This window comes from Brevibacterium aurantiacum (assembly GCF_007558825.1).
Lineage (GTDB): Bacteria > Actinomycetota > Actinomycetes > Actinomycetales > Brevibacteriaceae > Brevibacterium > Brevibacterium aurantiacum_A.
In genome coordinates this window covers 145671-166293 of the sequence record NZ_VLTK01000005.1, presented here as the reverse complement: position 1 = coordinate 166293, position 20623 = coordinate 145671, and the positions used below count along the sequence as shown (strand labels likewise).

22 protein-coding genes are annotated in these 20623 nt (G+C 62.3%); 1 reads left to right on the top strand and 21 read right to left on the bottom strand.

All coding sequences use genetic code 11. The features are described 5' to 3' along the window. Positions 1 to 49: 49 nt before the first annotated feature. From rlmN to rpsB, 6 genes are all read right to left on the bottom strand, one after another. Positions 50 to 1357, bottom strand: coding sequence for a 23S rRNA (adenine(2503)-C(2))-methyltransferase RlmN (rlmN, locus tag FO013_RS10535; protein ID WP_143922507.1), 1308 nt, complete (start codon positions 1355 to 1357; stop codon positions 50 to 52). A 111-nt stretch (positions 1358 to 1468) separates the two neighbouring features. Beyond that, positions 1469 to 2491 carry a phosphatidate cytidylyltransferase gene (locus tag FO013_RS10530; protein WP_143922506.1) on the bottom strand — a complete coding sequence of 341 codons (1023 nt, stop codon included), beginning with the start codon at positions 2489 to 2491 and terminating at the stop codon, positions 1469 to 1471. Next, positions 2491 to 3048 (bottom strand): ribosome recycling factor, encoded by a 558-nt coding sequence (frr, locus tag FO013_RS10525; RefSeq protein ID WP_143922505.1) that lies wholly within the window; start codon positions 3046 to 3048, stop codon positions 2491 to 2493. Before frr ends, FO013_RS10530 begins: the two co-directional genes overlap by 1 nt. Before the next feature lie 151 nt (positions 3049 to 3199). Beyond that, positions 3200 to 3952 carry a UMP kinase gene (gene pyrH, locus FO013_RS10520; RefSeq protein WP_143922504.1) on the bottom strand — a complete coding sequence of 251 codons (753 nt, stop codon included), beginning with the start codon at positions 3950 to 3952 and terminating at the stop codon, positions 3200 to 3202. A gap of 173 nt (positions 3953 to 4125) precedes the next feature. Further along, positions 4126 to 4953 (bottom strand): translation elongation factor Ts, encoded by an 828-nt coding sequence (tsf, locus tag FO013_RS10515; RefSeq protein WP_143922503.1) that lies wholly within the window; start codon positions 4951 to 4953, stop codon positions 4126 to 4128. Between the two features lie 34 nt (positions 4954 to 4987). Further along, positions 4988 to 5932, bottom strand: coding sequence for a 30S ribosomal protein S2 (gene rpsB / locus FO013_RS10510; protein ID WP_143922502.1), 945 nt, complete (start codon positions 5930 to 5932; stop codon positions 4988 to 4990). 564 nt (positions 5933 to 6496) lie between these two features. Here rpsB and FO013_RS10505 point away from each other — a divergent pair. After that, the gene (locus tag FO013_RS10505) at positions 6497 to 7537 is read left to right on the top strand and encodes a D-alanyl-D-alanine carboxypeptidase family protein (protein ID WP_143922501.1); all 1041 of its coding nucleotides are present in this window, start codon (positions 6497 to 6499) and stop codon (positions 7535 to 7537) included. Between the two features lie 18 nt (positions 7538 to 7555). On the opposite strand, the gene FO013_RS10500 is transcribed toward FO013_RS10505, so the two are convergent. The 15 genes from FO013_RS10500 to FO013_RS10430 form a co-directional block, all read right to left on the bottom strand. Further along, positions 7556 to 8515, bottom strand: coding sequence for a tyrosine recombinase XerC (locus FO013_RS10500; protein WP_222103602.1), 960 nt, complete (start codon positions 8513 to 8515; stop codon positions 7556 to 7558). A gap of 139 nt (positions 8516 to 8654) precedes the next feature. Next, the gene (dprA, locus tag FO013_RS10495) at positions 8655 to 9944 is read right to left on the bottom strand and encodes a DNA-processing protein DprA (protein WP_143922500.1); all 1290 of its coding nucleotides are present in this window, start codon (positions 9942 to 9944) and stop codon (positions 8655 to 8657) included. Then, positions 9941 to 11491, bottom strand: coding sequence for a YifB family Mg chelatase-like AAA ATPase (locus FO013_RS10490; RefSeq protein ID WP_143922499.1), 1551 nt, complete (start codon positions 11489 to 11491; stop codon positions 9941 to 9943). The genes dprA and FO013_RS10490 overlap by 4 nt, the downstream gene beginning before the upstream one ends. Next, positions 11488 to 11886, bottom strand: coding sequence for a YraN family protein (locus FO013_RS10485; protein WP_143922498.1), 399 nt, complete (start codon positions 11884 to 11886; stop codon positions 11488 to 11490). The genes FO013_RS10490 and FO013_RS10485 overlap by 4 nt, the downstream gene beginning before the upstream one ends. Before the next feature lie 158 nt (positions 11887 to 12044). After that, positions 12045 to 12362: a DUF2469 domain-containing protein gene (locus FO013_RS10480; protein ID WP_143922497.1), complete on the bottom strand. Its 318-nt coding sequence runs from the start codon at positions 12360 to 12362 to the stop codon at positions 12045 to 12047. Further along, positions 12359 to 13090, bottom strand: a complete 732-nt coding sequence (locus FO013_RS10475) for a ribonuclease HII (protein WP_143922496.1) — start codon at positions 13088 to 13090, stop codon at positions 12359 to 12361. The genes FO013_RS10480 and FO013_RS10475 overlap by 4 nt, the downstream gene beginning before the upstream one ends. Further along, on the bottom strand, positions 13090 to 13794 hold the full coding sequence (lepB, locus tag FO013_RS10470) for a signal peptidase I (RefSeq protein WP_143922495.1): 705 nt from the start codon (positions 13792 to 13794) through the stop codon (positions 13090 to 13092). The genes FO013_RS10475 and lepB (FO013_RS10470) overlap by 1 nt, the downstream gene beginning before the upstream one ends. A 93-nt stretch (positions 13795 to 13887) precedes the next feature. Next, positions 13888 to 14511: a signal peptidase I gene (gene lepB, locus FO013_RS10465; RefSeq protein WP_143922494.1), complete on the bottom strand. Its 624-nt coding sequence runs from the start codon at positions 14509 to 14511 to the stop codon at positions 13888 to 13890. 33 nt (positions 14512 to 14544) lie between these two features. Beyond that, positions 14545 to 14886 (bottom strand): 50S ribosomal protein L19, encoded by a 342-nt coding sequence (gene rplS, locus FO013_RS10460; RefSeq protein ID WP_143922493.1) that lies wholly within the window; start codon positions 14884 to 14886, stop codon positions 14545 to 14547. Positions 14887 to 15061: 175 nt separating this feature from the next. Further along, a complete protein-coding gene (gene trmD / locus FO013_RS10455; RefSeq protein WP_143922492.1) occupies positions 15062 to 15889 on the bottom strand; it encodes a tRNA (guanosine(37)-N1)-methyltransferase TrmD in 828 nt (275 codons plus the stop codon). An 8-nt stretch (positions 15890 to 15897) separates the two neighbouring features. Continuing rightward, the gene (gene rimM, locus FO013_RS10450) at positions 15898 to 16398 is read right to left on the bottom strand and encodes a ribosome maturation factor RimM (protein ID WP_143922491.1); all 501 of its coding nucleotides are present in this window, start codon (positions 16396 to 16398) and stop codon (positions 15898 to 15900) included. A gap of 259 nt (positions 16399 to 16657) precedes the next feature. Then, complete coding sequence (locus tag FO013_RS10445; protein ID WP_009885102.1) at positions 16658 to 16888, bottom strand: RNA-binding protein; 231 nt, start codon at positions 16886 to 16888, stop codon at positions 16658 to 16660. A 1-nt stretch (position 16889) separates the two neighbouring features. Further along, positions 16890 to 17318: a 30S ribosomal protein S16 gene (gene rpsP, locus FO013_RS10440; RefSeq protein WP_143922490.1), complete on the bottom strand. Its 429-nt coding sequence runs from the start codon at positions 17316 to 17318 to the stop codon at positions 16890 to 16892. Positions 17319 to 17478: 160 nt separating this feature from the next. Then, complete coding sequence (ffh, locus tag FO013_RS10435; RefSeq protein ID WP_143922489.1) at positions 17479 to 19095, bottom strand: signal recognition particle protein; 1617 nt, start codon at positions 19093 to 19095, stop codon at positions 17479 to 17481. Between the two features lie 256 nt (positions 19096 to 19351). After that, entirely contained in the window at positions 19352 to 20572 is a 1221-nt protein-coding gene (locus tag FO013_RS10430) for an ammonium transporter (RefSeq protein ID WP_143922488.1), read from the bottom strand. Positions 20573 to 20623 lie beyond the last annotated feature (51 nt).

Here is a 20623-nt window from a genome sequence, read left to right as displayed (position 1 = left end):
TTTCCACCATAATAAATGGCGGACGCGGAAAATGCGTGTTCGCGAGTTCTCAGTCGGCGGCAGCGAGCTGTCCGCAGGCTCCGTCGATGTCCGATCCGCGGGTATCACGGATGGTCGTCGGGATCCCCTGGTCGATGAGTCTGCGCACGAATTCGTCTGCCACCTCCGGCTCCGACGCGGTCCACACGGAGCCGGGAGTCGGGTTGAGCGGGATCGGATTGACGTGGACCCAGCCGCGACCGCGAGCGTTGAGCTTCTTCGCCAGCAGCTCTGCACGCCAGGGGTGATCGTTCATGTCCTTGATGAGCGCGTATTCGATGCTCACCCGACGTCCCGTCACCTGATAGTAGTTGTACGCGGCGTCGATGGCCTCATCGGCCTTCCACCTGGTGTTGACCGGGATCATCTCATCGCGCAGCTCATCATCGGGTGCGTGGAGGCTGAGGGCGAAGGTGACGGGGATGTCCTCGGCCGCGAGCTTGTTGATGCCCGGGACCAGACCGACGGTGGAGATGGTGATTCGGCGGGCCGACATTCCCAATCCCTGCGGTGCGGGCTCGACGAACCGACGCACCGCGTTCATCACTCGCTTGTAGTTGGCCAGGGGCTCGCCCATTCCCATGAACACGATATTGGAGACCCGCTCGGGTCCCGTCGCCGAGGTGGTCGTGCCCGATGCGTCGACCGTGGCCTCAGAGGTCTCACCTTGGTCCTCATCAGATTCGGCACCGAGCGCTGTCTCCCCCTCCGCCGGCATGTCGCCTGAGGGTGCCGGTGCGAGTTCGCCGGCGGCGATGACCTGGTTGGCGCGGATGACCTGTTCGACGATCTCGGCCGCGGACATATTGCGTGTCAGACCCTGCTGCCCTGTCGCGCAGAAGGGACAGTTCATGCCGCAGCCACACTGGCTGGAGACGCACAGGGTGACGCGGTTGCGATAGCGCATCAGCACCGACTCGACGAGCGCGCCGTCGTAGAGGCGCCACAGGAATTTGATCGTGTCGCCGTTCTCGGTTCGCAGTCGACGAACCTCGGTCAGGAGGTGGGGGAAGAACCGTTCCTGCAGGTCCGCCCGCAGATCTTTGGGCAGGTCCGTCATGGACTCGACGTCGGTCTGGTAGTGCGAGAAGTAGTGGGTCGAGATCTGCTTCGCGCGAAAGGCGGGCAGTCCCATCTCCTTGACCGCGTCGATGCGTTCGTCCATCGTCATGTCGGCCAGATGCTGCTTCGGCTGACTGGCTCGCGGAGATTTGAAATTGAGCAGCGGACGGCCATCACGCGTCGGTGTCTTCGACGTCGTGCCGTCTGCGTGTTCGACGACGGGCCGGGTCTGCCTGTTACCTGCTTGAGAACTCACTCGTCCATTGTCTCATGAGAGCAATTCTCATGGGGTGTGTGCGCCGCCACGGCGGATGAGTGAGAGCCATCGGCGTGTGAGAGGCGCCAGTACGAGTCGGACCGAGGCGGATCAGAGATAGCCGGGCAGAACCGAGAACATCACCAGAGCAACCGGGGCGGTGGGCAGGATCGAATCGAGTCGGTCCATCACGCCGCCGTGTCCTGGCAGCAGAGTTCCCATGTCCTTGAGGTCGAGGTCGCGTTTGATCATCGATTCGCTGAAGTCGCCGAGCGTGGCGAAGGCTGGGATGACGACGCCGAAGACCAGTCCGGTCCAGAATGGAGCATCGAAGAGAGTCACAGCCAGGGTCGTCGCGACTGCTGCGGCGAAGACCACCGAGCCGATGTAGCCCTCCCACGACTTCTTCGGGGAGATCCTCGGGGCGATTGGATGTTTGCCCCAGAGGACGCCGAAGACGTAGCCGCCGGTGTCCGAGGCCACCACGCTGGCGAGGAACAGGATGACGTAGAGATTGCCGTCGGGTTGGGTCAGCAGATACACGACGAAGCAGGCCATGAGTCCGACATAGGTCAGCGCGAACAGGGACAGCGAAACATCTTTGACCGCGTTCTTGCGTCGCTCGACCATGGTGAAGAGCATGACCGCCCCGGCGCTGGCGGCGAAGGTCACCCACAGTGCCTCACGGCCGCCGACGAAGGTCGCGAGCACCATGCAGGCGGCTGAGACCATGGTCGGTATCCGCGACACGAGTGATCCAGAACGCGACAGCGCGTTGGCCAGCTCCCACATCGCGGCGACGATGGCGATGAGGATGATGAAGAGGAAGGAGATCGGGAAGACGATGAGGGAGACCAGGACGACTCCGCCGATGAGCAGCCCGATGCCGATCGCAGCCGGCAGGTTCCGTCCGGCCTTGCCGTAGTCCTTCTCTGCCACCTCGGGGATATCCTGCCCGGTCTCCGCGGCCGGGTTGGTCTCCGGATCTTCCGGTGAGTAGTCCTTGCCGGAGTTGCGCAGGTCCCTGCGCTTCGGGAACGGGGTGTCAGGCCCTGACGGATGCGGAACCGGATCCGGCTCCCCGAGGGGAGCCGGATCTGATGCTGGATTGTCTGGCCCAGTCAACGAAATCATCAGACCTCGAGGAGCTCAGCTTCCTTCTGAGAGAGAAGCTTGTCGACACTGTCGACCTTGCTCTTCGTCAGATCGTCGAGTTCGGAGATTCCGCGTGCGACTTCGTCTTCACCGGCGTCGCCGTCCTTCTTGATCCGCTCCAGGGTTTCCTTGGCGTGACGACGAATGTTGCGAATCGACACTTTGCCGTCTTCGGCCTTGCCCTTGACGATCTTCACGTATTCCTTGCGGCGTTCCTCGGTCAGTTCCGGGAGCACCACTCGGATGACGTTGCCGTCGTTGGCGGGGTTGGCGCCGATGTCCGAGTTGCGCAGAGCAGTCTCAATGTCGCCCAGCGCTCCACGGTCGTAGGGAGTCACGAGGATAGTGCGGGCTTCCGGAGTCTGGAACGAGGCCAGCTGCTGCAACGGTGTCGGCGCACCATAGTATTCGATCTCGATGGAAGCGAACAGCGCGGGATTGGCGCGGCCGGTGCGGATGGACGAGAAGTCCTCCTGTGTGAATTCCACGGCCTTGTCCATCTTCTCTCTGGCCTCTGCCAGTGTTTCTTCAATCACGACTCACTCTTTCCGTCGATGGGAGCTTTGGGTTCATTCTATGGGTCATAGCTCACGAATGCCGCACTCGATTGGTCCAGGGAGAGTCCTGGATTTCGTCTGAGGAGGTGTTTCGAGGCGCTGAGTACCCAGGGCAATGCGCCCTGGGGCTTTATTTGACTACGGTGCCGATCTTGTCGCCGACAATTGCCTTGCGCAGATTGCCTTCGCCTTCCATGCCGAAGACGTGCATCGGCAGCTTGTTGTCCATGCACAGGGAGAATGCGGTTGCGTCAACGACCTTGAGGCCCTTCTGCAGCGCCTCCTGGTAGGTGATCTCGCTGATCTTCTCTGCGGTGGGGTCGATGTTCGGGTCCGCGGTGTAGACGCCGTCGACGCCGTTCTTGGCGATGAGGACTTCGTCGGCGTGGATTTCCAGCGCACGCTGCGCGGCAACGGTGTCGGTGGAGAAGTACGGCAGTCCGGCTCCGGCGCCGAAGATGACGACTCTGTTCTTCTCCATGTGGCGCATGGCCCGGCGCGGAATGTAGGACTCGGCGACCTGGGACATGGGGATCGCGGTCTGAACCCGGGTATCGACGCCGGTCTGTTCGAGGAAGTCCTGCAGGGCCAGACAGTTCATCACGGTGCCGAGCATGCCCATGTAGTCGGCGCGCGTGCGGTCCATGCCCCGCTGGGACAGCTCTGCTCCGCGGAAGAAGTTTCCGCCGCCGACGACGATGCTGACCTCCACCTCATCGACGGTGGGGGCGACTTCCCTGGCGACAGCGGCGACGACATCGGGATCGACTCCGATCTTGCCTCCACCGAACACCTCACCCGAGAGTTTGAGGAGCACACGGCGGCGATGAGTGCGGACTGGTCTGCTGGCGTAGCTGGATTCGTGAACCGGGGTGGATGTCATTTAGTCCTTCTTCCGTCTGGGCAGGTAAGAGCCCGGATGTGTCGTCGGTGTCAGTGTAGCGAAAACGGGGCCGGACCGATTGGTCCGACCCCGTCAGCCGCTTATGAGTTCACTCTCAAGCGAGACGACTGTTGGGCGGGTCGGAAACGACTCGCCCAACAGTCAATGGTGCTTCAGGCTCCGACGCGGAAACGCAGGAATCCGGTGGCCTTGACACCGGCAGCTTCGAGGACCTTGCTCACGGACTGCTTGGGATCCTTGGCGAATCCCTGGTCGAGCAGGCAGTTCTCCTTGAAGAAGCCGTTGACGCGGCCTTCGATGATCTTGGGCAGAGCCTTCTCAGGCTTGCCTTCGTTCTTCGCGGTGTCTTCCGCGATGCGACGTTCGTTCTCCACGAGCTCGGCGGGGACCTCGTCACGGGAGAAGTACTTCGGGCTCATCGCTGCGATGTGCACGGCGACATCGTGTGCGACAGATGCGTCGTCACCTTCGTATGCCAGCAGGACGCCCACCTGAGGGGGCAGGTCCTTGTTCGTGCGGTGCAGGTAGGACTCGACGCTTGCGCCTTCGAGACGTCCGACGCGACGAAGGGCAACCTTCTCGCCCAGAGTCGCACCGCTTTCGGTGATGAACTCCGAGACGGGCTTGCCGTCCTTCGTGGACGCGAGAACAGCTTCGGCCGAATCAGCGTTCTCAGCAACGGCCAGGGCCAGAACTTCCTCGGCGAGTGCAACGAAGGGATCGGACTTCGCAACGAAGTCGGTCTCCGAGTTGAGCTCGATCATCGTTCCGACGCCACCGTCGATCTGTGTGGCCACGAGACCGTCGGAGGTGGAGCGACCTTCACGCTTGGTGGCGCCCTTGAGGCCCTTCACACGGAGGAATTCAATGGCCTTCGACTGATCGCCGTCAGCTTCGTCAAGAGCCTTCTTGACATCCATCATTCCGGCGCCGGTCTTCTCGCGCAATGCCTTGATATCAGCGGCAGTGTAGTTTGCCATTCTTTCTCCTAAAAGTTGGTGGAGTTAAAGGAAATCAGGACTCTGTCGACTCGGTGGAGTCCGCTGCAGCTTCTGCGGCGGGCTCTTCCGTTGCTTCGGCAGCAGGTGCAGAGGCTTCTTCGGCAGCAGGCTTCTCAGCAGCGGCGTCTGCGGCCGGAGCGGCAGCGTCGGCAGCTGGAGCAGCGGCTTCCTCTGAGGCTGGAGCGTTGCCCTCGAGCAGCTCGCGTTCCCACTCAGGCATCGGTTCGACGGCCGAGACGTTCTTCTCTCCGCTGTCGTCGTCCGAGGAGTGGCGGGCGATGAGGCCCTCTGCCACTGCGTCGGCGATCACGCGGGTCAGCAGGGACACCGAGCGGATGGCGTCGTCGTTGCCCGGGATCGGGTAGTTGACGTCGTCAGGGTCGCAGTTGGTGTCGAGGATCGCGATGACCGGGATGCCCAGCTTGCGTGCTTCGTCGACAGCAAGGTGTTCCTTCTTGGTGTCAACGATCCAGACAGCCGAAGGGGTCCGCTGCATGTCGCGGATACCGCCGAGGGTCTTCTCCAGCTTGTCCTTCTCGCGACGGAGAATGAGCAGTTCCTTCTTGGTGTGCGAAGAACCTGCAACGTCATCGAAGTCGATCTCTTCGAGTTCCTTCAGGCGGCGCAGGCGCAGCGAGATGGTCTGGAAGTTGGTGAGCATACCGCCGAGCCAACGCTGGTTGACGTAGGGCTGTCCCACGCGCTTGGCCTGTTCGGCGATCGATTCCTGTGCCTGCTTCTTGGTGCCGACGAAGAGGATCGACCCACCGTGGGTCACGGTCTCCTTGACGAATTCGAATGCAGAATCGATGTAGCCCAGCGACTTCTGCAGGTCGATGATGTAGATGCCGTTGCGCTCGGTGAAGATGAATCGCTTCATCTTCGGGTTCCAACGACGGGTCTGGTGTCCAAAGTGAACGCCGCTGTCGAGCAGCTGGCGGATGGTGACGACGGCCATGCCGACGCCCTCCTTTCTCTCGCGCCCGAAGGCGCTTTTACGTCAGTGTTTTCCGCCGGCTTTGAGCCGTCGGCAACAGTGACCTTTTCGGTTGATTCCTGGTATTCGGTTCATCCGCCCCACAAATTCGCCCTCGCGGACTATTTGCACCATGGGATGGAGAAGAAATCGAATACGCGTAGTCAGAAGACACGCTTCTGCTGAGGCCATCCTATCCCTGTTCCCCAAGGCTTTTCCAATCGATCCTGCACCTGAGGAATGGGCTGCATCACAGACTGCGCGGCATTTGACTCGCTCTGCGGAGGAGATTTCGCACGACTCGTGTCCGCTGAGGTGTGGATAACTTGGGCCCACCTTGGTTCATCTGTGCTGAAGGTACGCCCGGCGGTTCAGGTTCAGCACCTCCGCACCTGTCTGATCAAGGGCTGCGCTTGGTCACTCTTTCGTTGTCTTCTGTGGATCGACACTCCACTTGTGTTCGTTTCACCTGTGCACGTCAGCGGGTCATCCACAGGCGCTGTCCGTGCGCCTGACATCTCGTAGCGACCGGGCTTCCATGGGTTCATGGACTTCTTCGTCGATTCGCCTCACACCGTCCGTTCCACCTCGGCTCGAGCACGACCGGCATCGTCGCGGCTGCGTCTCATTGCGGCAATGACTCTGATGGTCGTGGCCCTCACCTTCGCCGAGGCGGGGGCACCGGTCCGGACGGCAGCTGCCGAACCAGCGTCCGACGCTCAGCCGACGTGGGTCTCACCAGTCCCTGCGATGGAGATCACCGAGGCTTTCGATCCACCTTCAGAGGCATGGCTGAAGGGACACCGTGGCATCGATGTGCTCACGGTCAGGGGTGAGCCGGTGCGTGCGCCCGCTGCAGGCACCATTCGCTTCCGTGGCTCTGTGGCTGGCACCGCGACCATGAGCATCGAGACGGACTCCGGATACGTCATCTCTTTCCAACCGGCTGATTCGGCGCTTGAGATGGGTGAGGCGTTTCCCGCCGGTGCGGAGATAGCAACGGTTGCCGAAGGCGGTCACTGCGACGAATCCTGCCTGCACATCGGTGTCTGGAAGTCCGCAGGTGTGAAGAAATACATCGACCCGACAGGCTTCTTCGGGCAGGAGCAGTCGATCCTCCTGCCGCTGTCACGCAGACCGGCAGAGGAACACACCGGAGATTCCACGACATCAGGAGCAGGTGCCTGGGGTGGACATCGCAATGGTCGAATCCCCGCCGCTGCAATGTGCGTATTGGAGTCGGCACTCGGACAGATGCTGCGCTGCGATGCCCAAGCGGCGTTCGACCGGATGTCCCACGCCTATGAAGCCAGATTCTCGACTCCGATCTCCGTGACGGATGCCTACCGTGACTATGACACGCAGGTCATCCTGAAGAGGCGCAAGGGTCGGATGGCAGCGACTCCCGGAACCTCGAATCACGGTTGGGCGCTGGCCGTCGACTTAGGAGGCGGAATCAATTCGTTCGGCACCGCCGAGCACCAGTGGATGCGTGCCAACGCACCGAAGTTCGGATGGATCCATCCCGGTTGGGCCCGCCAGAGCGGTTCGCTGCCTGAGCCGTGGCACTGGGAATTCCGAAAGTGAAGCCCCCAGGGAGTGTGATCAGGCCCGGGGGTGTGCCTGCCGATAGGTCTCCTGCAATCGCTGCATCGAGACGTGGGTGTAGATCTGCGTGCTGCTCATCGTCGAGTGCCCCAGCAGCTCCTGGATCTGTCGCAGGTCCGCTCCCCCGTCGAGCATGTGCGTAGCCGCCGAGTGCCGCAGCCCGTGCGGGCCGATATCGGGTGCGCTGGGATCATCGGAGCCGTACCGATGAACGAGTTCCCTGACCTGTCTGGCTCCGATTCGTCCGCCTCTCACGCCAAGGAAGAGCGCATCACCGCTGGCGTTCGAGACCAAGGTCTCCCGCAGTGCCAGCCATCGCTGCAATGCCGACTGGGCGGGTTTGCCGAAGGGGACGCGTCGTTCCTTGTTCCCCTTGCCCAGGACAGTGATCATCGAGCGCTGATGGTCAACGTCGCTGCGGTTCAGCCCGGTCAGTTCCGATACTCGCACTGCCGTGGCGTAGAGCATCTCCAGGATGGCTGCATCCCTGGCCCACTTGGCTGCGTCAATGGGATCGCTGCCGTCGGCCTCGCTGTGAGCAGTACGCTCCCGGGACACAAGATCGGCAGCCTGCTGAGGTTTGAGGACGGTGGGAAGACGAGAGTCCTTCTTAGGAGTCCGCAGCCGCGCCGCCGGATTGTTCGTCAGTCCCTGGTGGTTCACGCAGTAGGCGAAGAAGGACTTCACGGCTGCGATCTTCCGGGCCACGGTCGACTTCGCCGCTCCGGCATCGTCGAGGGTGATCAGCCACGAACGCAGGTCGTTGAGATCGATGTCGCCAACACTGGGTTCGGAGGTGTCCGCTCGGGTGCGGGCAGCCGGTGAGTGGGCCGCGTGGTCGAAGAAGTCTGTGACATCCGAAATGTAGGCCCGCGAGGTGTGGGCGGAGACGTCGCGTGATCTCAGGTGGTCGGCATAGCCGGACACCACCTCGGCGATGGTCATCGGTTGGGTCACAGCCCCAGGCTACGCGATCGCTCGGGCCACGCGGTGGACCTTCACACAGCGGCGGCTATTTATCGAGGACTCAGCTCTGTCGGCTTCGACCTAATATCGCTGTCTGCTCCGACGTCTCATCTCTGTCTGCCTCAAAGAGTCACTTCTGTCTGCGCAGTTTGACCCAGCCGGAATCGCGACGAGCGCTCAGGCCGGCAAGTTCAAGGAGGGCGAGCGCGGAGAGTGTGTTCGGCACTGTCAGTCCGGCCCGAGCCGCCACGGTTCCGACATCCAGGGCCTTGGTCGCCGAGAGCACATTGACACAGATCTTCTCTCGTTCGGCCAGGTCATCGATCGGGTCTGCCGGCGACTGGCGCGGCCCCTCAGAACGCAGGCGCGGCCCCTCGGAACGGACGCTCGGGCCCTCGGAACGCAGGCGCGGGCCTTGGGATGGGAGGCTGCCGTCGTTGAACAGCATCGGCTGGGCACCACCGATGAGTTCGATGACGTCTTGGCAGCTGGTCACCAACTCCGCTTCATGGTGTCGGATGAGTCTGTGGGTCCCCGTCGATGACGCCGAATACACGGATCCAGGGAATGCCGCGACTTCACGTGAAAGCTCGAGTGCGTGTCGGGCGGTATTGAGTGCTCCGCTGCGCCAACCGGCCTCGACGATGACGGTGACTTGGGACGAAGCAGCGATCAGACGGTTGCGGAGCAGGAAGCGGTGTCGCATCGGAGTCATCCCGGGAGCGGTTTCGGACACGATCGCGCCACACTCAAGTACTTGGTGGAACAGGTCGGTGTTGGCAGCTGGATAGAAGCGGTCGACTCCCCCAGCCATGAAGGCAATCGTGGTGCCGTCGCGGGCGATAGCTGCCCGATGGGCGGCCGCATCGATCCCGAAAGCTCCGCCGGAGACGATGGTCAGTCCCCTCGCTGCCAGATCCCAGGCCAGGTCTGAGGCACATTTGGTGCCGTAGTTGCTGGCCGCTCGTGCTCCGACGATAGCGGCTGCCCGTTGCAGCGCCGCGTTCAGTCTCGCCTTACCCCTGACCCACAGGCCCAGTGGTGCCGCCGGTCCGAGGTCCCTCAGAGCAGGTGGCCATTCGTCGTCGCTGGGGATGACGAGCCGCCCGCCCAGTCTCTGCACTGCCTCGAGGTCACGTTGTCCCTGCGCATCCTCGCCTCGCACCGCCCAGCGGTCGAGGGCGTCTCCGAGCTGTCCGCTGCCCGCGACCGCGTTCACGATCGGCGTCAGGCTGTCGGCGGCCTCGGCTGCTGATGATGTTCCTGCTGCCACTGCCCGGATCAGTTCGAGCACTGCAATCGGACCGACCTCGTCAACGAGCCCTGTGAGCAGCCCGTCGCCGGGTTCGCCGATCCTCAACAGGGCGGCCACAGCAGCTCGGATGTCTCCACTCTCCTCGTTCATACTGTCGTCATTCATGAGTCCTGTGTCCTCAGAGCCAGCGCCGTGGTGATCTTGTCCGGTGTCGGCACCTCGGTCCCTTCTAGGTCGGCCAAGGTCGTTGCCACCCTCAGCACTCGGTCGTATCCACGCATGGTGATCCTTCCTGTCTCGAGTGCGCGGTCCAGGTCGCGCAGACTGTTCGGACTCAGAGAGAAATGCTCACGCAGCCAAGCTCCGGGTGCGTTCGAGTTCAGCGTCCACTCACAGTCGACGTATCGATCAGCTTGTCGCTGCCGGGCGAGTCTGACCCGTGCGGCGACGGCAGCGCTGTCCTCCTGTGCCCCACCGAGGAGGATGTCGGCCGGTGAGACTGGAAACAGTTCGAGTTGCAGATCAACGCGATCCAACAGAGGACCGGAGAGTCTGTTGCGGTAGCGGCGCTTGTCCATCGGAGTGCATCGGCACGTGGAGTCGGCTCCGCGCATTCCAGCTCCACAGGGGCATGGGTTCGCCGCCATCACCAACTGGAACGACGCTGGAAGCACCATGGAGCCCCAGGCACGATGGATGTGAACCTGTCGAGCCTCCATCGGCTGACGCAGCGCTTCGAGTACGTCACGTGAGAACTCGGGCGCCTCATCCATGAAGAGGACGCCGCGGTGGGCCCTGCTGAGAATTCCTATCGACCCGGGTCTGCGCCCACCGATGAGCGCCGAGGCGGTGCTGCGGTGGTGGGGCGCTTCGAAAGGAGGTCGATGGTCGAGCCCATCGCCTCCGTGCAGCTCTCCTCGCAGCGAGCGCACCGCCGCCACTTCGACCGCCTGCGGGTCGTCCAATGGTGGAAGGATCCCCGGCAGACACTGGGCCAGCAGCGTCTTCCCGGCCCCCGGTGTGCCTCGCATCAGCAGATTATGCCCACCGGCCGCTGCGACTTCGAGCCCGAATCGTGCTTCAGCCTGCCCTTGGACTTCGGAGAGGTCGTGGCGTTCGGAAATTTCCGGGTCGGCAGTTTCGGCGGCAAGGACCGGTGGGAGCATCGGGACGTTGAGATCTCCGCCGTAGATGTTGATCAGTTCGGCCAGCGAGGCGATGGCTCGGACCCTGGTTCCCCCGAGCAGTGCTGATTCCTGACTGTTGCCCACGGGCACGACGAATCGTTCGAAGCCGGCCTGCAGGCCGCTGTGCAGGCTCGGCAGCACACCGTTGACGGGGCGGATGCGCCCGTCAAGGCCCAGTTCACCACAGTGGATGATCGATTCTGTGTCGGCTTCGTCGATGATGCCTTGCGCTTTCAGCACGGCCACAGCGATTCCCAGGTCGAATCCGGTGCCGATCTTCGGCACCGTGCCTGGGGTGAGGTTGATCGTCAGATGCTGCGTGGCCACGGGGATCCCCAGATAGGCGAGCGCGGCTCGAAGTCGTTTCCGGGATTCGCTTACGGAAGCGTCGGGCAGACCGACTATGTCGATCCCCGGCAGACCGGCGCTGACGCAGGCTTCGATGGACACGATCTTCCCCGCCAGCCCCCAGAGAGCGACGGCGGAGGCGCGTCCGATCACATTGAGCTGCGCCTCTTCGCTCACGAGTCGACCTGCAGGTTGCGGCGATGAGAGTAGTCGGGTTCGGGTTCCATGACGATGCCGAGGGCATCGATGCGGATGGCGGCGAAGTAGTCGCGCTGCCCGCGCAGCCAGAGTGCCGACAGCATTCTGATCCGCTTCAGCTTCGCCTTGGTCACGGCTTCGAGGGGAGATCCGAGGGCGAGCGTTCTGCGGGTCTTCACCTCGACGAAGACGATGGTCTCACCGTCCCGGGCGATGATGTCGATCTCTCCCCGTGGGCATCTGAAGTTGCGTTCGATGATGACCATGCCCTGCTGCTGCAGGAACTCTGCTGCCAGGTCCTCCCCTGTCTGTCCCAGAGCGCGCTGACGCATTCCCGGTGTCGTTGTGCTGCGTCTGCCAGATGTTGGTCCCATGAGTGACAGGCCACCACCGGCAAAGCAGACGTGACAAGAGCAGACGTTCGGCCTGTGGACGGCGCTTCGTCGTCCACAGGCCGATCACGTGCAAGTCAAGGTCCGGCCCACAGGCCTAAGCGTGCGAGTGCCTCTCCTGAATCAGCCGCTGGCCGCCGTCAGCTCCTGATCGACGTCGGTGGTTCCAGATCGCTCTTGGCGATCTCCTCGATGTTGACGTCTTTGAAGGTCAGCACGTGCACTGTCTTGATGAAGCGCGCCGACCGATAGCTGTCCCACACCCAGGCGTCTCGCAGCGTCAGTTCGAAGTAGACGTCTCCGGCGTCGTTGTGGGCCTTGAGATCAACGTGGTTGGCCAAGTAGAAGCGACGTTCGGTTTCGACAACGTAGGCGAAGAGTCCCACGACATCGCGATACTCCTTATAGAGCTGAAGCTCCAGTTGCGCTTCGTAATCGTCCAGATCATCGGTGCTCATGACGATCCCTCCTTCGCATCGTGCGCCGTTAGCAGGCGGAAGCTTCTCCGGTGGTGAATGCTGGGGCCGAAGTCGGCGATGCCCCGACGGTGTCTGTTGGTTCCGTACCCGACATTCGACTCCCAACCATACTGGGGATGAGCCTCGGCGAGTGCGATCATCGCCTCATCTCGGTGCACTTTTGCCACAATACTTGCCGCGGCGATGACGGGAACGCTGCCGTCACCTTTGATCACGGTCCGCACTTGGGGCAATTCCAGGTCTGCTGCGGGCCCGAATATCCCCAGGCAGTCGAGCGTAAGTGGAGCTGAAAGCCAGTCGTGTTTGCCGTCGAGGAGCACCATCGTCGATGGTGGAAGAACTGCTGAGCCGACGAGAGGAACCAGCATGTCAGACAGTGCCCGACGACCGGCCAGATTCAGTGCCATTGTCATCCCGAGCTCGTCGAGTTCGCTCGGCGTCGTCGACCCTACTGCCGTGGCTCGCGCCCACCCATTGACGCGATCGGTCGCGGTCTGACGGGACAACGCGCTCAGCTGCTTCGAATCATGGATGCCCGCTGGCACCTCGGCGTCGGTGAGCTCTCGGAGGTCGAAGAGGGCCACGCCCACGCTGACCGGCCCTGCCAGTGCTCCACGACCGACCTCGTCGATGCCGATGACGAACTCGTAGCCTTCTGCAAGCAGGGCGCGCTCACAGCTGAGGTCGTGCAATCCGATCTGTGCCATCAGCTGCCGGTGATTCCTTCAGAGTCGGGGACGTCGGCGAAGACTGACTCGGGGGTGGACATCCAACTGAAATGACTGAAGGGCCAATTGATGAGGAAGACGGTGCCCACCACGTCGTCCTCGGACACATAGGGCTGCGTGTCGACGTGGTACCGGGAGTCTGCGGAGTTGCTGCGATTGTCACCCATCACCCAATAGTGACCCTCTGGGACGGTGACTTTGAAGTCCACCTCCGAGGGGGCGGTGCCGTCGTCGAGGTATGTCTCATCGATGGGTTCGCCGTTGACGAGGATGCGTCCCTGCGCATCGCAGCATTCGACGGTGTCCCCGCCGACGCCGATGACGCGTTTGATCAGCTGCTGGCCCCCGTCAGCGGGAGCCAGTCCGACGAACTCGAGGATAGGGTTGGGCTCGTACTCCGAGATCTCTTCAGGACTGAGCCAATGGTCTGGGTCGTCGAAGACGATGATGTCGCCGCGGTTGGCCGGGCCGAAATTCGGCGCCAGCTGATTGACAAGGACCCTGTCATCGATCTGCAGTGTCTCCATCATCGATCCCGAAGGGATGTAGAACGAGCGGACGACCCAGGTCTTGAGTGCTGTGGAGATGAGGATGGCGACGAGAATGATCGCTGCGGTCTCGAGCAGGCCACGGAGGAATCTCTTCGAGGCTGAAGGTGGGGAAGCTTCTGATTCGGTTGACATTCGTTCGCTTTCGCATCGGACCACAGGTTCCGCAATGGGACTGAAATGAGCGTACCAGCACCCCGCCGCGGCATCTTTCAGGCGGCGGTCATCTCAGTCGACCGAGGAACCATGCCCGATCACGGGCCCGATGACACGGTCGAGCGGAATGAATCCGCCTCCTGGCTTGCCCATCAGTGCGCGCGAGTCTGCAGACTTGTTCCGGTTGTCCCCCAGGACCCACATGGTGTCGGCGGGAACCTCGATCGAGAATTCGGTGGATGAGGCCGGATGGGGCGCGTAGTCCTCCTCCAGGGGTTCGTCGTTGAGCAGCAGCCGTCCCTGTGCATCGCAGCATTGGAGCGTGTCACCGCCGACCGCGATGACGCGTTTGACGTAGTAGACGTCTCGATTCCCGAGCCCAACCCATGAACCCACCTTCTGCAGCGGGGTCGGCAGAGCATCGTCGACGAAGGAGCCACGGCCGTCGAAGACGACGATGTCTCCGCGTTGGATGTCTGAACTCAACGCATCGGGACGCCACACGGTGATGTCATCGCCGACGTCGAGAGTCGGCTCCATCGATTCGCTGGGGATCGTGAACCGTTGGATGACGAACCCACGAACCGATCCGCCGATGACGATGATGAGAATCGCGATGACAGCCACGATCTTCCAGAGGCGGCCCGAATAAAGAAGACGCGACCCGAAGGTCGCGTCTTCTCGGTTATTCGGCACCGCGTGATCATTGCCCACAGTGCCAGGCAATAATCAGGCCTTTTCGCGGATGCGTGCAGCCTTGCCGCGCAGTTCGCGCAGGTAGTACAGCTTGGCGCGACGAACGTCACCGCGGGCAAGGACTTCGAGCTTCTCGACGATGGGCGAGTGCACTGGGAAGGTACGCTCGACTCCGACGCCGAAGCTGATCTTACGAGCGGTGAAGGTCTCGCGGATTCCGTCGCCCTGGCGACGGATGACGATTCCCTTGAACACCTGGATACGCGAACGCGATCCTTCGATCACGCGCACGTGAACGTTGAGGGTATCGCCTGGGCGGAACTCAGGAACGTCAGACTTCAACGAGGCTGCATCAACAACATCAAGCTTCTGCATTGTGTTTCTCCATGTGTCCCCAGCTTCAGGTCGAGGACACGCATATCGGACCGGTTGAACCGGTGATTGGATCGTCTGTCGGGATCACTCCCCGAAATTCTCCGATGCTGACATCTGAGAACGGTCTTGGGCATCCATCCCCCTGAAGCAGGTGAATGCCAACAAACGCGACGACCTATTCTTTCACGGAATCATCCCCGGACTCAAACCGTTCCAGAATGGCGCGATCATGCTTGTCGAGACCGTCGAGTCCGGCCAGCAGATCCGGCCTGACGTCGGCTGTGCGTTCGAGTCTGCGGTCTCTGCGCCACCGTGCGATCGCGCCGTGGTTTCCGCTGAGCAGGATCTCGGGCACGTCCCGGTCTCTCCAGCTGGCGGGCTTCGTGTAGATCGGGTATTCGAGGAGTCCGTCCTCATGGCTCTCCTCTGTCAGCGACTCGGGGTTGCCGATGACTCCGGGGATGAGGCGGCTGACTGCCTCGATCATCACCATTGAGGCGACCTCTCCCCCGTTGAGCACATAGTCTCCGATGCTCATGGGGCGAAGATCGAAATGTTCGCCCGACCAGTCGATGACTCGCTGGTCGATCCCCTCATATCGTCCGCACGCGAACACGAGGTGGTCGGCAACGGAGAGTTCCTCTGCGATGCGCTGGTTGAACACTGGGCCGGCCGGGCTGGGCACGATGAGGATCGGCCTGCCCGCTGCGGCGGGTTCTTCGTCACCGGTGTCTGCACCGACCGTCTGCTCGACGCTGGCTGCCCCAGGAGATCCCCCGCCGAGGATGTGCTCGAGTGCCAGCGCCCACGGCTCGGCCTTCATCACCATTCCGGCACCCCCACCGTACGGTGAGTCATCGACGGTGCTGTGCCGGTCGAAGGTGAAGTCACGCAGGTCGTGCACGTTCAAGTCGAGCACCCCCTGATCCACGGCCTTGCCGATGAGGGAGAGCTGAAGCCCGGCGAGATACTCCGGGAAGATGGAGACGACGTCGATCTTCATGGCTGGACTCACGAGGCGTCGAAGAGACCAGCCGGAGGCGTGACTCTGACCCATCCGCCTTCAACATCGACCTCGGGGACGATCTCAGTGACGAAGGGAATGAGCGCCTGGTGTCCGTCGATGTGCTTCATATGGAGCAGGTCCTGTGCGGTGCCGTTGGTGACGTCGACGATCTCCCCGACCTGTGTCTCACCTTCGAGGACGCGAAGTCCGATGAGGTCTTCGAGGTACCAGGCGTCATCCTCGACCTCGTCCTCGACCTGATCGCTGAGGATGAGGGTGTTGCGGATCTCCTCCGCCCGATTCCGATCGGGGACTTCGTCGAAACTCAGCAGCAGACGGTCCCGGTGCCACCTCGCCGACGTCAGAGTCAGCTCACCGATATCGGGATCGGTGGAGTAGGTCTGACCGGGGACGAATCGCTCATCCGGTCGGTCGGTGCGCACCTCGACGGTGAATTCGCCTTTGATGCCGTGCGGTTTGCCCAACCGGGCGATCACCGTGTCCATACTGCTCCTCGTGTCCATGAAAGCGCTCATTCATGAAAGCGCTCAGATTCGTGCGTGTGAAGATTCGTGCGTGTGAAGATGCGTGACCGCAGCGATGCCGCTACGCAGTCACTTCCAGCACACAGTTTAGTCCGCTGGCTTCGTCATATCTGCGCCGCATCCGGATTGCAGCAGCCATCGTCGCCGACAGCAGTGCGGTGAATACAGGAAAGGGGGACGCGGCGATGACACGCCGCGTCCCCCTTTCCCGATGAAGGTGTTACGCCTCGATGAGGTCCACTCGCACCGACTCGCGGCCGGCAAGAGAGTTGATCACGGTGCGCAGAGCCTTTGCGGTTCTCCCTGCGCGACCAATGACACGGCCGAGGTCTTCCGGGTGAACCCGGACCTCGAGCGTGGTCCCGCGCTGTGACGAGCGGGATCGAACAGCAACATCGTCGGGATGATCGACGATGCCGCGGACCAGGTGTTCGAGCGAATCAGCCAACATGTCAGGCTTCAGCGCTCTCTTCGGAAGCAGCAGGTGCTGCTTCTTCAGCAGGTGCTTCCGCAGCCTTGTCCGAACCCTTAGGAGTGATAGCCTCCTTGATCACCGAACCGGCAGTGGGAGCCACGTAGGCTTCCTTCTCCGGCTGTGGCTTCACAGTGTTCACTGCTTCGCCGACGCCGGTGTGCTTCTGCCAGTCACCGGTGAGCTTGAGCAGGGTGCGAACCTGATCGGTCGGCTGAGCGCCGACGGAGAGCCAGTGCTGCGCACGCTCCGAATCGATCTCGATGACCGAAGGGTTGCGTGTCGGGTGGTAGATGCCGATCTGTTCGATGGCCTTACCATCGCGACGTGTGCGCGAATCGGCCACGACGACGCGGTAGTGCGGTGCACGGATTTTGCCCATGCGGGTCAAGCGAATTTTGACTGCCACTTTAGTGGTGTCTCCTTTTGTGTTTTTGTTGCACAGAGGTTCCAGAAGAATCGTGGGGTTGACCTGCTGGAGTCTGTGACCTGGACTATCACCTCAACGTGGAAGAGAGGGCCCACGTCGGAAGCAAAAGTACAAGACCCAATTGTGCCAGAAAGCCCTATTACTTTCCACCTGGGAACATCCCGCCGAAGCCCTTCGGCAGATTCTTCATATCGAACTCTTCGTCACCGTCGAGATCGACGCCGCCGAAGGCCGAGCCGACCGGATCCTTCGTCTTGCCGGACTTCTTGTCCTCAAGCGCCTGAGCCTGCTGGGCACGCTTGGCGGGGTTGCCCGACTGGCCGCCCTTGCGGCCCTTCTTCTTCCCCACAGCCTTCTTCTTGCGATTCGCTCCGCCGCCGGGCATTCCGCCCATTCCAGGCATTCCACCCATCCCCGGCATGCCGCCGCCTCCGCCCATTCCGGGCATACCGCCGCCGCGAGTCATCCCGCGCATCATCTTCTGCGCCTGAGTGAATCGTTCCATCAGCTGATTGACCGCGTTCACTGTGGTGCCGGCACCCTTGGCGATGCGCGAGCGGCGTGATCCGTTGAGGATCTTCGGGTTGGTACGCTCTGCGGGAGTCATCGACCGAACGATGGCTTCGACGCGATCGACTTCGCGTTCGTCGAAGTTCTCGAGCTGATCTTTGTACTGGCTCATGCCGGGCATCATGCCCAGCATCTTCTTCATCGAGCCCATCTTCTTCAGACCCGACATCTGCGTCAGGAAGTCATTGAGATCGAAGTCCTCACCGGCTTCGACCTTCTTCTGGAGCTTCGCGGTCTCCTTCTCATCGAAGTTCTTCTCGGCCTGCTCGATCAGGGTCATGATGTCGCCCATATCGAGGATCCGGTCAGCCATCCGATCGGGATGGAACTGTTCGAACTCCTTCATCGACTCACCGGTCGACGCGAACATGATCGGCTTTCCGGTCACCTCGGCGACAGACAGCGCGGCACCGCCGCGTGAGTCACCATCGAGCTTCGAGAGCACGACACCGGTGAAGTCGACACCTTCGAGGAAGGCCTCGGCGGTCTTCACCGCGTCCTGACCGATCATCGCGTCGATGACGAACAGAACCTCATCCGGGTTGACTGCCGAGCGGATGTCGGCGGCCTGCTGCATGAGCTCTTCGTCGATGCCGAGACGACCGGCGGTGTCGACGATGACGACATCGTGGAGCTTCGACTTAGCGACTTCGAGAGAGTCGGTGGCCACCTGCACCGGATCACCGACGCCGTTGCCGGGCTCTGGTGCGTAGACGAACGCGCCTGCACGCTCGCCGACGATCTCGAGCTGGTTGACCGCGTTCGGCCGCTGCAGATCGGCGGCGACGAGCATCGGACGGTGACCTTCGGATTTCAGCCAATAGGCGAGCTTACCGGCAAGGGTGGTCTTACCAGCACCCTGCAGACCGGCGAGCATGATGACGGTGGGCGGGCGCTTCGCGTAGTTCAGGCGACGAGTCTCCCCGCCGAGGATGCCGACCAGTTCATCGTTGACGACCTTGACGACCTGCTGGCCCGGGTTCAGCGCACCCGAGACCTCTTCGGACAGTGCCCGCTCGCGAATGCGCCCGGTGAATGCGCGAACGACGGGCAGGGCGACGTCGGCGTCCAGAAGGGCGCGCCGGATCTCGCGGATGGTGCCATCCACATCGGCTTCGGACAGCCGGCCCTTGCCGCGCAGGTTCTTGAACGTCGCGGTGAGCCTGTCGGAGAGAGAATTAAACACGTACAAGCCTTCTTCACGATAATTGGTCGACTCCCTAGCCTAACAACTCACCGGTCTCGGACTGAAACCGAGATAGCTGGGAAAGCGCCCACAACCGTCTCATCCCAGAACCTGTCGATGGGCCTTGAATGACCGATCGCCTCGGTGGGGTGGCTGCTTCCACCCCACCGAGGCGATCGGTGAGTACGCTCACGCACTCCCCCTCACCGAGGCGGCCGGTGAGACCGACCGGCCCCCTGGCGGGAGATTTCGGGGTTCAGCGGAACGAGTAGGCCTGCTCCGCGTGTTCGAAGGCATCGATGCCCGACAGCTCGTCTCTGGGGTCGATGCGCAGCCCCATGGTCTTCCGCAGGGCGAGAGCGATCACCAGGGTCACGCCTCCGGCGTAGATCAGGGCAACGACCGTGGCCACGATCTGCGACACGAGGAGCCCGAGTCCTCCACCGTGGAAGAGGCCGGCGGCCGAGTCTGCACTCGGGACCGCGAAGAGTCCGATCATCACAGTGCCGATGACACCGGCGACGAGGTGGACGCCGACGACGTCGAGAGCGTCGTCGTAGCGCAGGCGGTTCTTCGCTTCCACAGCGAGCACAGCTCCTGCGCCTGCCGCGATTCCGATGATGATCGCCGCATACGGTTCGACGTTCGCACAGGCGGGGGTGATGGCCACAAGACCGGCGATCGCCCCGGAGACGCTGCCGATGCTGCTGGGGCGAGTCGCCCGTATCCGCTCGATTGCGATCCAGGTGATCATTCCGGCGGCAGGGGCGGCCAGGGTGTTGACCCAGATCAGTCCGGCCTGCTCGATCGTCGAGGCGGCTCCACCGTTGAATCCGAACCAGCCGAACCACAGCAGCGCCGCACCGAGAACGGTGATCGGAATGTTGTGGGGCTTGTGCGGTGTCGAATAGCGGGCCCGGCGGCCCATGACGACGACGAGCACGAGAGCGGAGATTCCCGCGTTGATATGCACGACCGTTCCGCCGGCGAAGTCGATCGCCGGCCCGAAGGCGCTGCCGATCACACCCGACTCGCTGAGCAGTCCGTCGCCCCAGACCATGAAGGCCAGAGGACAGTACACCAAGGTCACCCACAGGCCGGCGAAGACCAGCCAGGTGGAGAACTTCGCCCGATCAGCGACGGCACCGGCGATGAGTGCGATCGCGATCATCGCGAAGGTGGAGCCGTAGCCGATGGAGATGAGAGCTTCGGGCTCGTTGGCGACTGTGTCGGCGAGGCCGATCTCGGACAGCGGATTGCCGAAGATCCCCAGCACGGAGTCTCCGGAGCTCAGTCCGTATCCGAAGAGGACCCAGACGAGCCCGCCCATCGCCATTGCCGAGAACACCATCATCATCATGTTGATGCTCGAGGTGATTCGGGTCATGCCGCCGTAGAAGAAGGCCACACCGGGGGTCATGAGCAGGACCAGACCGGCCGCGACCATCATCCAAACATTCACTGCGTCGAGTTCCATGTCGTCTCTTTCACGTCTCTGTCGGCTCCGTTTAGAACCGAACAGTGACAG